At 58.8% G+C, this 14,566-nt stretch carries 10 protein-coding genes and 1 pseudogene; 3 read left to right on the top strand and 8 right to left on the bottom strand.

Translation table 11 applies throughout. From position 1 onward, the window contains the following. Positions 1-75: 75 nt before the first annotated feature. The 5 genes from QE408_RS11675 to QE408_RS11695 all read right to left on the bottom strand — a co-directional run bounded on the left by QE408_RS11675 (position 76) and on the right by QE408_RS11695 (position 6,979). Entirely contained in the window at positions 76-1,926 is a 1,851-nt protein-coding gene (locus tag QE408_RS11675) for a DUF2207 domain-containing protein (protein ID WP_306931343.1), read from the bottom strand. A 156-nt stretch (positions 1,927-2,082) separates the two neighbouring features. Further along, positions 2,083-4,005, bottom strand: a complete 1,923-nt coding sequence (locus QE408_RS11680) for a DUF2207 domain-containing protein (protein WP_306931344.1) — start codon at positions 4,003-4,005, stop codon at positions 2,083-2,085. 58 nt (positions 4,006-4,063) lie between these two features. Next, complete coding sequence (aroA, locus tag QE408_RS11685) at positions 4,064-5,329, bottom strand: 3-phosphoshikimate 1-carboxyvinyltransferase (RefSeq protein WP_306931346.1); 1,266 nt, start codon at positions 5,327-5,329, stop codon at positions 4,064-4,066. A gap of 39 nt (positions 5,330-5,368) precedes the next feature. Next, positions 5,369-5,920, bottom strand: a complete 552-nt coding sequence (locus QE408_RS11690; RefSeq protein WP_306931348.1) for a LemA family protein — start codon at positions 5,918-5,920, stop codon at positions 5,369-5,371. A 126-nt stretch (positions 5,921-6,046) separates the two neighbouring features. Beyond that, the gene (locus tag QE408_RS11695; protein ID WP_113260160.1) at positions 6,047-6,979 is read right to left on the bottom strand and encodes a glycine--tRNA ligase subunit alpha; all 933 of its coding nucleotides are present in this window, start codon (positions 6,977-6,979) and stop codon (positions 6,047-6,049) included. Between the two features lie 250 nt (positions 6,980-7,229). On the opposite strand from QE408_RS11695, the gene glyS reads away from it, so the two are divergent. After that, entirely contained in the window at positions 7,230-9,383 is a 2,154-nt protein-coding gene (glyS, locus tag QE408_RS11700; protein ID WP_306931350.1) for a glycine--tRNA ligase subunit beta, read from the top strand. A 15-nt stretch (positions 9,384-9,398) separates the two neighbouring features. Further along, the gene (locus QE408_RS11705; RefSeq protein ID WP_306931353.1) at positions 9,399-9,884 is read left to right on the top strand and encodes a DUF523 domain-containing protein; all 486 of its coding nucleotides are present in this window, start codon (positions 9,399-9,401) and stop codon (positions 9,882-9,884) included. Positions 9,885-9,938: 54 nt separating this feature from the next. Here QE408_RS11705 and QE408_RS11710 read toward each other — a convergent pair. From QE408_RS11710 to purD, 3 genes and pseudogenes are all read right to left on the bottom strand, one after another. Further along, positions 9,939-10,158, bottom strand: a pseudogene (locus QE408_RS11710) (methyl-accepting chemotaxis protein); the annotation flags it as partial. A gap of 19 nt (positions 10,159-10,177) precedes the next feature. Next, on the bottom strand, positions 10,178-10,639 hold the full coding sequence (locus tag QE408_RS11715; protein ID WP_306931355.1) for a plant virulence effector HPE1-like domain-containing protein: 462 nt from the start codon (positions 10,637-10,639) through the stop codon (positions 10,178-10,180). Between the two features lie 111 nt (positions 10,640-10,750). Further along, the gene (gene purD / locus QE408_RS11720) at positions 10,751-12,022 is read right to left on the bottom strand and encodes a phosphoribosylamine--glycine ligase (protein ID WP_306931360.1); all 1,272 of its coding nucleotides are present in this window, start codon (positions 12,020-12,022) and stop codon (positions 10,751-10,753) included. 173 nt (positions 12,023-12,195) lie between these two features. Here purD and QE408_RS11725 point away from each other — a divergent pair, with 173 nt between their 5' ends. Continuing rightward, positions 12,196-14,508, top strand: a complete 2,313-nt coding sequence (locus QE408_RS11725) for a Tex family protein (protein ID WP_306931362.1) — start codon at positions 12,196-12,198, stop codon at positions 14,506-14,508. Positions 14,509-14,566: the final 58 nt, after the last annotated feature.

The following is a 14,566-nucleotide window of genomic DNA, read 5'->3' on the forward strand; positions in this document are numbered from 1 at the left end:
CAACTCCTCGCATAAAGCTACCAGCCGCTGACAACTGCCTCCGCCAGATCGCGAAAAGCCGCCGCCCGAAAAACTTTAGGACGATGAGCGAGGGATGGTATCGTAAAGGATTGTCGACATCGACGAGGCTAAAGCTCCAACCTTGTCGCTGAGGCCTGTTACGTTACCATAGTACCAGCGCGGCACGTAGTCGTTGGACCCCTCCGTCGCCTTTGAGAACCACCTCTCGAATGCCTCAGTCCAAGGTTCCTCGACATTAAGCGCCACCGCATAGGGCAGCAGCGTCTCGAAATGCTGAGGCGACATTGTCGGCGCCCCTTGCATGTTCATCCGGTCTCTCTCCGCGACACGCAGATAAAGACGCAAGCCTTCAATCTCGTCCATGACTTTGCGGCCGAGCGGTGTCGGAGCACCCATCAATGAGAAGAAGAGCAGGTTGACCAGAACGATAAGACCAGCGGCCCCAAGGCCAATCGAGTTTGGATCGTGAGTGATCTCGAACCAGATGGCGCCGATGACGTAGCCGCCGAATGCAACGATCCCGTATGCTACCAGCGATAACAGCGCTATCCCGCTGAGCTTGTTCTTAAGCGATGCCTTTGGGTGTAGGAGTTCCCCTATTGAAATCGTCAATAGCGCGATGGTTACCGGCACAAATCCGTATGCTATGAGCATGAACTCCCACATGTCCTCTTTGTATCGAGAGAAATACACCGTTCCAATTACGAAGGCCGCGCTGACGAGGAAGCCAACCACGCTGTAGATGGCGTTACTCTTGAAGTACCTGCCTCGGTGTTCCTTTTCGACAGCAGCAAAAAAACGCTCTCCCATTTTCTCAACGGTTTTACCGTTATCCTCACCGATGATGAAGCGATGACCGGGTGGCCCTATGGTCGTCAGCAGTGTTTTCTGGCCGACAGGAAGGCTGTCTTCCATTTGCTTGTGCGTGCGATTGATAATGATGGCCTCGTCCAGATTCTCGATCTCGACGTACCCTTTGACGGCAAGATCGAGCGTGCTGGCCGAAACGGCCGTCCAGCCATCTTCTTCGAAACCCTGATGGTCGATATAGTTCATCAGCCCGGGTGAGACACCCTCAGGCGGGTCCCACCGCGGCACGACAATGCCTGCAGCAGGATCACGACCCACTGCAGACCATGCTTTGAAGTAATAGGCCAGCACGACCGGCAGACCGACGCATCCGATGATCATCGTCTTATGATCGCGCATCCACCATTCACGCTGTAGCACAGTGGACAGTGTATCAAGCACTCCCTTCGGCAGCTTTACCGCCACCGTCATGCCTTCGCCCTTGCTGAAGGGGCGGGTCGATATGAACGAGATCCTGTTGCCTTTGGTGAAGGCGTGCGCGTCCTTGCCCACTGCGCCAGGCGGGCCGGTGAAAAATGCGGTCTCGCTCGGACTTGTGCCTTCCGGCAACAGGATGGTGGCAGAAACATCCCGCATCGGAAAGTCCCAGCCAGTGCCTGTCACGTTCCAGGTCAACTCGTCATAGGTGTCGAAGTGGCGGATCTGCCTGTCCGTCGTGTAGGTGATCTGGAAGACGTGATCGCCCCTCGTCAGTACGCGATTGGCGTCGCCGACATAGATGCGAATACCGCCATCGATCCATTTCGTGTCCCAATATTCCACAGCACCGTCACGCTTCACCGAAACGATGTTGAACCCCACCTTGGTGAGCTTGCCGTCACCATCCAAGGTGTAGAGCGGGAAATCCCGATAGATACCGTGCTTGATCCGATCCCCTTCCGCCCGGGCCTTGATGGTTTCGGTCACGGTCAGTTCGCCATTTTTGGCGATGGAGATCGTGGAATCATAGGAGAGGATGAATTCTTCGGCAGAGGCCGGCAGCATCGTGGCCAAGAAGAAAAAGAGCGCAAGAAATCTGGCAAAAGTGATCGTCACGTAAAGTCGTCTCCAGATGTCCGGCTGTCGTCAAGTCGTATAGAAAAGGTGGATGGCGCCAGGCTTTCTCAGCTGCGGGAGCGGTTGATGCCCCGGAATACTACTGACAGACGTCCAACCGACGCGGCAAAGCACGAGTTTAGAGGTCTTGGCGTCTTACCAGCCGCCCCCACCACCGCCGCCACCGCCAGAGCCGGAAGACCCGCCGCCGCCTGAAAAGCTGGATGACGAGGAACTGGGTGGTGCAGGAAGAGTGGAGGCAATCGTAGAGGCCATGGAGGAGGAAAATCCGCCGATCCGGTCCCCGAAGCTGTTGTAGTTGCCGTTATACCAGGTCGGCGCATAGGCAGCAGCCCCGGCGGACGCCGCGGCAAGCCACGTCTCGAACGCTTTGCTCCAAGGCTTCTCCACGCCGAGCGCGACTGCGTAGGGCAACAGTGTCTCGAAATGCTGCGGCGACATTTGCGGCGCGCCTTGCATGTTCATGCGATCTTTCTCCGCCACCGTGAGGTAAAGCCGTAAGCCCTCGATTGCATCCATCAACTGCCGGCCAAGCGGTGTCGGCGCGCCCATCACGAGAACGAAGAGCACATTCACAAGCACGATGAGCGCCAGCGCAACGACGGCCAGCGTGTTGGCATCGTGGACATGATCGAAAAAGATGCGGCCGACGACGCCAGCAATGAGCGAAAACGCCAGAAAGCCGGAGATGGCCATGAAGACGATGCCGCCGAGACGAGAGAGGATGCCACGACCGCGCCTGCGCTGTTTGCCAAAGATGGTAGCGCTGACAGCAAAGAACACCGCTGCCATGGCAAGCGAGATGATGGTGCCGATATCGGCTTCATCGAAACTGCCGAAGATCAGGGTTGCGACGATGATCCCAAAGCTGAGGACAAGTCCGCCGACGATGAAGCCGCTGTTGCTCCTGTAATATTTTCCGCGATGCTCCTTTTCGATGGAGGCGCGGAAATCCGATCCAACCTTCTGCACTGTCGCGCCATTCGCCTTGTCGATTGTCAGGCTATTGCCCGGAGCACCAATAGAAGACAGCAGTGTGCGTTGACCGACCGGCAAACTGTCCTCGATCTTCTTCTCCGTGCGGCGAATGATCAGGCCGTTCTTGAGATCTTCGATCGTGACGAAGCCTTTGACCGCCAGATCGAGTGCCGTGGCAGACAGCGCCGTCCAGCCGCCGTCTGCAAAGCCGCGGCCATCAACGTAGTTGACGAGTGCGGGAGACAGTCCCTCTGGCGGGTGCCAGCGCGGCACGATCACGCCCGCTGCCGGGTCGCGACCAACGGCCGCCCATGCTCTGTAGTAATAGGCAAGAACGATCAGCAGGCCGAGACCGGCGATGATGAGGGCGAGGCGATCGCGCAGCCACCATTCCCGCTGCTGCGAGGCGGAGGGTGGATCCAGCACGCCCTTTGGCAGTTTCACGGCCACCGTCATGCCTTCGCCCGGATAGAAGGGGCGGGTCGAGGCGAAGAAAACATCATTGCCTTCGGTCAGGATGCGCGCGTCCTTGCCCGTCGCACCCAGCTTGCCGGTGAAGACGGCCGTATCGGTTGGTCTCGCACCCTGTGGCAAGGAGATTGTGGCAGAGATTTCGCGCATCGGAAACTGCCAGCCATTGCCGGTGACGTTCCAGGTCAATTCGTCGTAGCTGTCGAAATAGCGGATTTGCCGATCGGTGTTGTAGGTGATCTGGAAGATGTGCTCGCCCGTGGGAAGCAGGCGGTCGGCATTGCCGGTATAGATGCGAATGCCACCGTCTATGTTTTCCGTATGCCAGTCTTCGGGGGCGCCGTCGCGCTCCACGGAGAGAACCTTGAAGCCGACTTTCGTCCGATTGCCGTCCTTATCAAGCGCATAGAGCGGGAAGTCGCGGAAAATACCACGCTTGATGCGGTCGCCTTCCGCCCGCGCCGTAATCGCCTCCGTCACCGTCAGCGTACCGTCTTTGGCGACCTCGACGATGGAATGATAGGAGCTGATGAACTCTTCGGCGGAGGCTGGCAGCACTGCTGCGAGAAGGAGAAACAGCCCGAGAAGTCTGGCGAACATGGTCTTCACGTGCGATCTCTCCAGATGGTGTTTGCTTCCCGAGCCGGTTAGTTGCGAAAGGTGCGTTTTAAACCGGCTTTTCCACTTCGCGATAGGTGACGCCAAGGGAGGCGAGCGCCTTCCAGTATCCTGGATAGGTCTTTCCCACGCAGGCCGGGTTCTGGATGGCAATGCCACCCGTCTTCAAGCCCGCAAGTGCAAAGCTCATGGCGATACGATGGTCGTGGAACGTGTCGATGGAGGCGTCAACCGTCTGCCCTGCGAGCGCCGGATCGGCATGAACGATCAAGTCGTCGCCCTCTTCACGCGCAAGACCGTCCCTGATCTGGTTGAGACCGAGCGACAGCGCGCGAATACGGTCACACTCCTTGACGCGCAGATTGGCAATGCCGACGAAGCGCACTGGCGTGTTGTTATAGGCAGCCAAGACAGCAATGGTGGGAATGGCATCCTGCATCTGGCTGCCGTCGATTTCGGCGGGAAGGTTCGGGAACTGCGCCATCACCGCATGCGCCTTGGCATCGGGCTGGGTAAAAGCTTCGGCTGGCGTTCCGATATCGATCTTGCCGCCGGTCAAAAGTTCTGCGCCCCAGAGGTAGGTGGCGGTAGACGCGTCTGGCTCAATGTGGAAATCCGTCGCCTTGTAGCCAGTCGGATGCACCCGCCATATGGCATTGCTGACGCGCTCGACCTTGGCGCCGAAAGCTTCCATGGCTGCAACCGTCAGATCGATATAGCCTTTTGCGCCGATATCTTCTCCGGCGAGAATGATGTCGAGCGGCTGCGCGCCGCAAGGGGCGGCCATCAAAAGTGCTGAGACATATTGGCTGGAAAGATTGCCGTCGATCGTGACACTGTCCTTGGTGAAACCCTTGCCGTTGCCCTTGACCGTGACAGGCGGGCAGCCAGTTGGCGCCTCAGCGTCGATACCAAGTGCTGTCAGTGCTTCCACCAGCGGCTTGATCGGACGCTTGCGCATATGCTCATCGCCATCGACGACCACCGTACCGTTCACGGATGCGACCGCAGCCGTCAAAAAGCGCGTTGCCGTGCCGGCATTGCCGAGGAAGAGAAGTTTTTCTGGCGCGGTGAGAACGCCCGAGCTTTCTACGACAAAGCTCGTCGCGTCTGGCTCCGTGACGGTCACGCTCATCGCCCGCAAGGCTTCCGCCATATAGAGCGTGTCGTCGCTTTTCAGGGCGCCCGTCAGTCGGCTTTTGCCTTTGGCAAGACCTGCCAGAAGCAGCACGCGGTTGGTGATGGATTTGGAGCCGGGTGGCTCCACCTTGCCGGAAAGCGGTTTGCCGGGCGGGGTGATGGTCAGTTCGATCATGTCTCTATCGTCTTCTTGCCAGCGGGCTGGCGATCATTGTCAGAATTTCACGGTGGGGACGGCGCGATCGGCCTCATTGGTGATTTCGAAGTAAGGCGCTTTCGAGAACCCAAACTGCCCGGCGATGAGATTGGAGGGGAAGCTCTCCACCTTCACATTCAGCTCGCGCGCAGCGCCATTGTAATAACGGCGGGACATCTGGATTTCACTTTCCAGCGTTTCGAGCGAGCGCTGCAATTCGACGAAATTCTGATTGGCCTTAAGGTCCGGATAGGCCTCCGCCAGTGCAAACAGCTTGCCGACAGCCTGCCCGAGCAGGCCTTCGGCTTTGGCACGCCCTTCGACATCTCCCGCAGGTACAGCTTGCGCCTGATTGCGGAGAGACACCACCTCTTCAAAGGTGCTCTTCTCATGGGCCGCATAGCCCTTCACCGTTTCGATGAGGTTGGGGATCAGATCAGCGCGGCGCTTCAACTGCACGTCGATGCCGGACCACGCCTCTTCCTTCATCTGCCGCGCTTTGACGAGGCCGTTATAGGTGAAGACGACATAGAGCGCGACAAGCGCAACGATGGCCAATGCGGTGAACATGCAAGCTTCCCCCTCACGAAATCCGGCGAGCCGCACCCATCAGACGCGCCCCGCTTCACCACCTGACTGTTGAGCGCAAGAACAAGAAGACCTGAATCGATCTTCGTCACGTCGCGCTTAAAGGCGTCAGGCCGCCTTGTTCCAGTTCAACCCACCGGCATCCGTCATCAGGAAGGCTTCACCGCAGGCCTTTGCCAAGGTGCGTACCCTCAGAATATAGCTCTGACGCTCGGTCACCGAGATTACGCCGCGCGCATCCAAAAGGTTGAAGACGTGCGAAGCCTTGATGCACTGATCATAGGCGGGAAACACACATTTGTGCAGCATCTGATTAGCGTTGTCGCCGGGTGCACCAGCCGCCAGAAGCGCTTGGCACTCCTTCTCGGCATCGATGAAATGGCGATGCAGCATGGCGGTGTCGGCATATTCGAAATTATGGCGTGAATATTCCTGCTCGGCCTGCAGGAAGACGTCGCCATAGGAAATCTTCTCTTCGCCTTCGCGACCATTGAAGTTCAGATCGTAGACATTGTCCACGCCCTGGACGTACATGGCAAGGCGCTCGAGACCGTAGGTCAACTCGCCCGCAACCGGTGAGCATTCGATGCCGCAGACCTGCTGGAAATAAGTAAACTGTGACACTTCCATGCCGTCGCACCAGCATTCCCAACCAAGACCCCAGGCACCCAGCGTCGGGCTTTCCCAGTCGTCCTCGACGAAGCGCACGTCATGCAGAAGCGGATCAAGACCGATCGCCTTCAGCGAGCCGAGGTAAAGCTCCTGGAGGTTGGAAGGGTTCGGCTTCAGAATGACCTGATACTGATAGTAATGCTGCAAGCGGTTGGGGTTCTCGCCATAGCGTCCATCAGACGGACGGCGGGATGGCTGCACGTAAGCCGCTTTCCATGGCCTCGGACCAAGCGCACGCAGTGTCGTTGCCGGATGGAATGTACCCGCGCCCACTTCCATATCGTAAGGCTGCAACACGGCGCAGCCCTTGTCCGCCCAGTAGTTATGCAGCGTCAGGATCAGCGCCTGAAAGGAACGCTTCGGGTTCATATGGTCTGGAACGTCGGTCATTTCGGTCATCTTGGGTCAAGAGAGGATAAGTAAGGACTTACTTCGATTGCGGACAGGTGCCATGGCAAGGGTTGCGGGTCAAGAACTTCCGTCACGCTGTAGCGGTAGAGCAGAGTACCGTCTCGCGACGCTCGTTCCGATATTTACATTGTGCATCTGTCGCAAATTTTGCTAGCAGAGGCCAACCGAAAAATCCGAACCCGAATATCTCTGACACCGGAAAACCAAAATGCCCGATCTTCTGTTTGAACTCCGCTCCGAGGAAATCCCTGCCCGTATGCAGCGGAAAGCGGCTGGCGATCTGAAGAAGCTCGTCACCGATGCGCTGGTGGAAGCGGGCCTCACCTATGAGGGTGCGCGCGAATACTGGACACCGCGCCGCCTGACGCTGGATATCCGTGGTCTGACCGCACGCTCTGCCGATGTGCGCGAGGAGAAGAAGGGACCACGCACCGATGCCAATGAAAAGGCGATCGAAGGCTTTCTACGCGGCGCGGGCCTGAGCGATATTTCTGAGGCACAGGTTGTTTCCGATCCGAAGAAGGGCGATTTCTATGTCGCGATCATCAACAAGCCGGGTCGTGCTGCGGAAGATATCATCGCCGATGTGATGCCCGGCATCATCCGCACCTTCCCCTGGCCGAAATCGATGCGGTCCGGTGCTGCTTCCATGCCGAAGGGTTCGCGCTATGGCGGCATCGAAGGCAAGGGTTCGGAAAGCCTGCGCTGGGTGCGCCCGCTGCAGTCCATCGTCTGCCTGTTCGGACCCGAGCACGACGAAACGCAGGTCATTCCTTTCGAAATCGACGGTATCGTCGCCGGCAACGTCACCTATGGCCACCGCTTCCACGCGCCGGACGCCATCACCGTGCGCCGCTTTGATGACTATGTCGCAAGCCTCGAAAAGGCGAAGGTCATTCTCGATGCCGAGCGCCGCAAGGACATCATCCTGCATGATGCCAAGGATCTCGCTTTTGCCAATGGTCTCGACCTCGTGGAAGATGAAGGCCTGCTGGAAGAGGTGTCCGGTCTGGTCGAATGGCCCCAGGTTCTCATCGGCACCTTCGAAGAGGACTACTTGCATATCCCGGCAGAGATCATCCGGCTGACGATCAAGACCAATCAGAAGTGCTTCGTCACCCGCCCGCAAGGCGCAGAAGAAGGTCTGTCGAACCGCTTCATTCTGGTGTCGAATATCCAGGCCAGCGATGGCGGCAAGGAAATCGTTCACGGCAACGGCAAGGTCGTGCGTGCACGCCTGTCGGACGCCAAGCACTTCTGGACGCGCGATCAGGGCGATCTGCCGGACCTCGAAACCTTGACGGACTCCGCGAAGAAATTCGACCTCGATCTTAACAAGCCGCTCGACCAGCGCATGGCAAAGCTCGACGCGCTGAACGTTACCTTCCACGCCAAGATTGGCACACAGGGCGAGCGTGTGGCCCGTATCCGCGAACTGGCAAAGCAGCTGGCGCCTGTCATCGGTGCCGATGCCGCCCTTGTCGACCGCGCCGTGGTTCTGGCTAAGGCCGATCTGCGCACCGAAGCCGTCGGCGAGTTCCCGGAACTGCAGGGTCTGATGGGCCGCAAATACGCCCTCCTGCAGGGCGAAAACGAAAGCGTCGCTGCGGCAATCGAGGATCATTACAAGCCGCAAGGCCCGTCCGATCGCGTGCCGTCCGACAAGGTGGCAATCACCGTGGCGCTGGCTGACAAGCTGGATACACTTGCTGGCTTCTGGGCGATCGATGAAAAGCCAACCGGCTCCAAGGACCCGTTTGCGCTACGTCGCGCCGCTCTCGGCGTCGTGCGCATTATACTGGAGCGCAGCGTTCGATTGCCGCTATTGACGGTCGTCAAGGACGCCGATTTGCTTTCCTTCTTCCATGATCGTCTGAAGGTCTATCTGCGTGATCTTGGCGCCCGCTACGATCTGATCGAAGCGGTGCTGACACCGGAATCCGACGACCTGTTGATGGTAGCACGCCGCGTCGAGGCTCTCACGGCCTTTATCACCGGTGAGGATGGCAAGAACCTGCTGGCCGGTACCAAGCGCGCCACGCAGCTGCTTGCTGCCGAAGAGAAGAAGGGTACCGTTGTTGCAGATGGTGTCTCCGAAGACCTCCTGAAGCTCGACGCCGAGAAGGCGCTTTATGTGGCAATCAAGACGGCCTCTGCAGACTCGGCCAAGGCTGTTGCGGCGGAGGACTTCCGCTCAGCCATGCAGGCGCTTTCCACCCTGCGCGCGCCGGTCGATACCTTCTTCAACGATGTCCTCGTCAATGACGAAGATGCCGCGATCCGGGCCAACCGCCTAGCTTTGCTGAAAGCTATCCGCGAAGCCACGGGTACTGTCGCGGATTTCTCCAAGATCACAGGATAACAAGGTTCAGCGCTGATGACGTCCAAGATCCTCATCAGCGCCTGTCTTCTCGGTCATGCCGTGCGCTATGACGGCAAAGGAAAGCCGCTCCACCACCCGGCCATCGAACGATGGCAGGAGGAGGGGCGGCTGGTGACGATCTGTCCGGAGATGGCAGGTGGCATGCTCGTTCCGCGTCCGCCTGCGGAAATCGAAAACGGAGCTTCCGGCATTGATGTGCTGGAGGGCAGGGCGCGTGTTGTGGAGGTCACCGGAGCCGATGTCACGGAGGCATTTATCGCCGGGGCAAACAAGGCTCTCACCTTTGCCAAACAGCACGGCTGCGCTTACGCGCTGCTGATCGATGGAAGTCCGTCCTGCGGCTCGACCGCCATCTATGATGGGACGTTTTCAGGCATCAAACATGCGGGACATGGCGTGACGGCGGCACTGCTGTCAAAGGCAGGAATCAAGGTTTTCTCGCATGCAGATATCGACCGTCTCGACACCATCACGAAATGAAAACGCCGGAGAAGTCTCTCTGGCGTTCTTTAAATCAACCGTCTTTGGTCGCGATCAGCTTGCCATGCGCATCTGGCGCGCCACGCCATGCCACGAGCAGGACTGATACTGGGACACCCAGAATGTGCGGATCAGCGTCAGCAGCTCTTCGGTATCCTGCGCCAATGCATCGGCAGACGCCGCCGTCTCTTCGGTCATGGCAGCGTTATGCTTGGGCATCCAACTGGTTGAGCGACGAGGAGATGGAGCGCAGCGTCTTATCTTGTTCGGCAGCAAGAGTGAACCTTGCCCGATCAATGAGATGGTCGTATCGACATCAAAGTGATGTTGTCCAGTCCATCGGTTCCCGCCAAGACAGGTTGACCTGGCTGGGTTGGCAAGGGATTGCCCTCAAGCGCGATCTGGTTTTCCACCGCTTGAGGTGTGTGCTCGGCAACCACTGGTACGGGATGATCTTGAGGAAGCCACAGAGGATTGCTGCTAACGAAGGTCACGGGCGAACCGCCGAGCCAAGCTTCTGTTCGAACCGTCTCCTTGCGGCCACCAACCTCCCGCGTCGATATGCTCTGCATGCCGCGCGTCAAAACAGGCTTTGCGCTTGCCTTGCTGGAAAATGTAGCGGAAGAACATGTGTTGCAGGTGACGATCAGCACGCTACCATTGGATGTCTTGGTGCCATGCACAACCTCAATTGAGGATGCCAACGCCGTGCCGCTGATGAAAATCATGCCTGCCGTCAAAACAAATTTAAACATACTCAACCCCGTAGCCCACGGTCTGATCGCCGCTTTACATAGTAGCAATCCTACAAGGTCTTCCTTTCCACACGGTCAGGATATTTGGTAAAAATTGAACGAAAGCAGATTCTACTTCTCCTCACGCGCCACAGCCTGCCAGCCGATATCACGGCGGTAGAAGCCGTTTTCCCACTTCACCTGGTCGACCAGGTCATAAGCACGCGCCTGCGCTTCGCTGACCGTGCTGCCGAAGGCCGTGACATTAAGCACGCGCCCGCCGGTTGCGACGAGTTGTCCGTCCTTCATGGCAGTGCCGGCATGGAACACCTTGGCCTCTTTGCTCTCCTGCGGAATAAAGGCGATGGGTGTGTTTTTTTCATAGGAGCCGGGATAGCCTTTGGAGGCGAGAACCACGGTCAGTGCCGGGTCGTCGCGCCATTCGGCGGTGACCTGATCCAGTGTGCCGGTGGCGGTTGCGTGGAGGATTGGGAGAAGATCGCTCTTGAGACGCATCATCAGCACCTGGCATTCCGGATCGCCGAAGCGCACATTATATTCGATGAGTTCCGGGCCTTTCTTGGTGATCATCAGACCCGCGAAGAAAACGCCGGAGAAGGGATTGCCGTCCTTTGCCATGCCCTTGATCGTCGGTTCTATGATCTCGCGCATTGTGCGCTGAACCATTTCGTCCGTCATGACCGGGGCAGGGGAGTAAGCGCCCATTCCACCCGTGTTGGGTCCGGTATCGCCGTCCCCGACGCGCTTGTGGTCCTGGGCGGTTGCAAGTGCAAGTGCCGTCTTGCCATCCGAGAGGCAGAAAAAGCTTGCCTCCTCGCCATCGAGAAAGGCTTCGACCACGACTTCTGCCCCAGCTGCGCCGAAGGCGCCGTCGAAGCAATCGTCCACCGCGGCGAGCGCTTCTGCTTCCGTCATGGCAACGGTCACGCCCTTGCCCGCTGCCAAGCCATCGGCCTTGATGACGATCGGCGCGCCCTGCTCACGGATATAGGCCTTTGCCGGTTCGGCGGATTTGAAGCGCTGATAGGCGCCGGTCGGTATGCTGTAGCGCGCGCAGAGGTCCTTGGTGAATCCCTTGGAGCCTTCCAACTGGGCGGCGCTCTTGGAGGGGCCGAAGGTGGCAAAGCCAGCAGCGCAAAGATCGTCTGCCAGACCTGCAACCAGCGGAGCTTCCGGGCCGACCACGACGAAATCGATCGAGTGGTCGCGGCAGAAGTCCACGACGGCAGCGTGGTCTTCAACGTTCAGCGATACCAGTTCCGCATGTTCGGAAATGCCTGGATTACCGGGTGCGGCATAGAGTTTGGTCAGCTTTGGGGACTGGGCGATTTTCCAGGCCAGAGCATGCTCGCGTCCGCCGGAACCGATCAACAGAACTTTCATGCTCGACACCCCTGTTTCAATGTCCTGCGGCGTTAAGGGCAGGGTGAACAAAGGTCAAGACAAAAGGCAGCCTGCTCCTGCCGCTTTTCTGTGGAATCGCCTGGTCTCGGTGTTGTCATGCCACAATCAGCCTCTATGTTCGGCAAGAATTACAGAACATGTCAGAGACCCTTATGTCCGCAGATAATGCCCGCCTCTCATCCCTTATCGCTTCCGAAATCAACGCCCGCGCTGAGCAGGTGAAGGCGGCGATCCAGCTTCTCGATGAGGGGGCGACCGTTCCCTTCATCGCGCGCTATCGTAAGGAAATGACCGGCGGTCTGGACGATACCCAGCTTCGTATTCTCGCTGAGCGCCTTTCCTATTTGCGGGAACTGAACGCGCGCCGCGCATCGATCGTTGACTCCATCAATGGTCAGGGAAAAATGACCGACGAGTTGATGCTGAAGATCATGCAGGCCGCGACGAAGGCGGAACTGGAGGATCTGTATCTTCCCTACAAGCCGAAGCGCCGCACGAGAGCGGAAATAGCACGGGAGCGTGGCCTCGGTCCTCTGGCGGAAGCAATATGGGACAACCGTGCCGTAGATCCGGCAAAGCTCGCGGAAGCCTATGTCCAAGGGGAGGTCGCCGATGTGAAGGCGGCACTTGAGGGAGCGCGCGATATCGTCGCCGAAACTATGACGGAAAATGCCGATCTCTTGAAGCGGCTGCGCGACTATATGCGCCAGAACGCCACGCTCCGCGCCAAGGTGGTAGATGGCAAGCAGGCGGCAGGCGAAAAGTTTTCCGACTATTTCGACCACACGGAAAAATGGGCGACAGTGCCCGGCCACCGGGCGCTCGCCATGCTGCGCGGGTGGAACGAGGAAGTTCTGACCTTGACCATCGATGTGGATGCCGACGATCCGTCTCCGGTCAAGCCTGCGCAACGCACCATCGCCGCGGCTTTCGATATCCGCAATGCCGGTCCCGCCGATCAGTGGCTGATGGAAGTGGCGGGCTGGACCTGGCGCGTCAAGCTCTCCATGTCGCTGTCGCTTGATTTGATGCGCGAATTGCGCGAGCGGGCGGAAGAAGAGGCGATCCATGTCTTTGCCCGCAATCTGAAAGACTTGCTGCTGGCAGCACCCGCTGGCTCGCGTCCGACAATGGGTCTCGATCCCGGCATTCGCACAGGCGTCAAGGTTGCCATCGTGGATGGCACTGGCAAGCTGCTGGAAACGACCACGGTCTATCCCTTCCCGCCGAAGAACGACATTCGCGGCACGCAGGCCGAGCTGGCCTCGCTGATCCGCAAGCACGGCGTTGAACTGATCGCTATTGGCAACGGCACCGGCAGCCGTGAAACGGAAAAACTGGTGGCGGACATGCTGACCCAGATCACCGGGCCTAAACCCACGAAGGTTATCGTCTCCGAGGCCGGGGCTTCCGTCTACTCTGCGTCCGAGCGTGCTGCTGCGGAGTTTCCCAATCTCGATGTGTCTCTGCGCGGTGCCGTTTCGATTGCCCGCCGCTTACAGGACCCGCTCGCCGAACTCGTCAAGATCGAGCCAAAGTCTATCGGCGTCGGGCAGTATCAGCACGATGTTGATCAGGGCAAATTGTCCCGCTCTCTCGACGCGGTGGTGGAAGATGCGGTGAATGCCGTCGGTGTCGATCTCAACACGGCGTCCGCACCGCTTCTGGCCCGGGTCTCTGGTCTTGGAAGCTCGATTGCCGATGCGATTGTGCTCCATCGCGATCAGGTCGGGCCGTTCGCCAGCCGCAAGGAGCTGCTCAAAGTGCCGCGTCTCGGCCAGCGCACTTTCGAGCAATGCGCGGGCTTCCTGCGCATTCCGAACGGCAAGGAGCCACTCGATTCCTCCTCCGTCCACCCGGAAGCCTATGATGTCGCGAAGAAGATCGTTGCCGCCTGTGGGCGCGACCTCAGGACCCTGATGGGCGACAGCGCCACCTTGAAGGCGCTTGACCCCAAGCGTTTCATCGACGATCGCTTCGGCCTTCCGACCGTCAAGGATATCATCGCGGAGTTGGAAAAACCCGGCCGCGACCCGCGTCCTAGCTTCAAGACCGCGACCTTTGCAGATGGCGTAGACGAGATCACTGACTTGAAACCCGGCATGCTGCTGGAAGGCACGGTGACCAACGTCGCCGCCTTCGGCGCCTTCGTCGATATCGGCGTTCATCAGGACGGATTGGTGCATGTCAGCCAATTGGCGGATCGTTTCATCAAGGATCCACATGAGGTGGTGAAGGCTGGCGATGTTGTGAAGGTCCGCGTGGTCGAGGTGGATGTGAAGCGCAAGCGGATCGGGCTGACAATGCGCAAGGATGGCGGTGAAGCGGCACCTCAGCCGATGCGTGAAAAGGGCAATGCCAATGCTATGCGCCACGCCAGCGCGAAGCCGAAGGACCGTGCGGAGCCTGCGCAATCCGGAGGTGCGCTGGCGGCGGCTCTCGCCGAGGCGATGAAGCGACGCTGATACATGGTTGAAGAGGCGCCTTTCCTAAGCCGGGCTAGGCGCCTTTGTTCCATGAAAT

Source organism: Agrobacterium larrymoorei (assembly GCF_030819275.1).
In the GTDB taxonomy this organism is placed as follows: domain Bacteria; phylum Pseudomonadota; class Alphaproteobacteria; order Rhizobiales; family Rhizobiaceae; genus Agrobacterium; species Agrobacterium larrymoorei_B.

Excerpts from the sequence above, each read along its gene's own strand:
- aroA (WP_306931346.1), bottom strand. The coding sequence starts at position 5,329 with ATGATCGAACTGACCATCACCCCGCCCGGCAAACCGCTTTCCGGCAAG.
- QE408_RS11690 (WP_306931348.1), bottom strand. The coding sequence starts at position 5,920 with ATGTTCACCGCATTGGCCATCGTTGCGCTTGTCGCGCTCTATGTCGTC.
- QE408_RS11695 (WP_113260160.1), bottom strand. The coding sequence starts at position 6,979 with ATGAACCCGAAGCGTTCCTTTCAGGCGCTGATCCTGACGCTGCATAAC.
- glyS (WP_306931350.1), top strand. The coding sequence starts at position 7,230 with ATGCCCGATCTTCTGTTTGAACTCCGCTCCGAGGAAATCCCTGCCCGT.
- QE408_RS11705 (WP_306931353.1), top strand. The coding sequence starts at position 9,399 with ATGACGTCCAAGATCCTCATCAGCGCCTGTCTTCTCGGTCATGCCGTG.
- QE408_RS11715 (WP_306931355.1), bottom strand. The coding sequence starts at position 10,639 with ATGTTTAAATTTGTTTTGACGGCAGGCATGATTTTCATCAGCGGCACG.
- purD (WP_306931360.1), bottom strand. The coding sequence starts at position 12,022 with ATGAAAGTTCTGTTGATCGGTTCCGGCGGACGCGAGCATGCTCTGGCC.
- QE408_RS11725 (WP_306931362.1), top strand. The coding sequence starts at position 12,196 with ATGTCCGCAGATAATGCCCGCCTCTCATCCCTTATCGCTTCCGAAATC.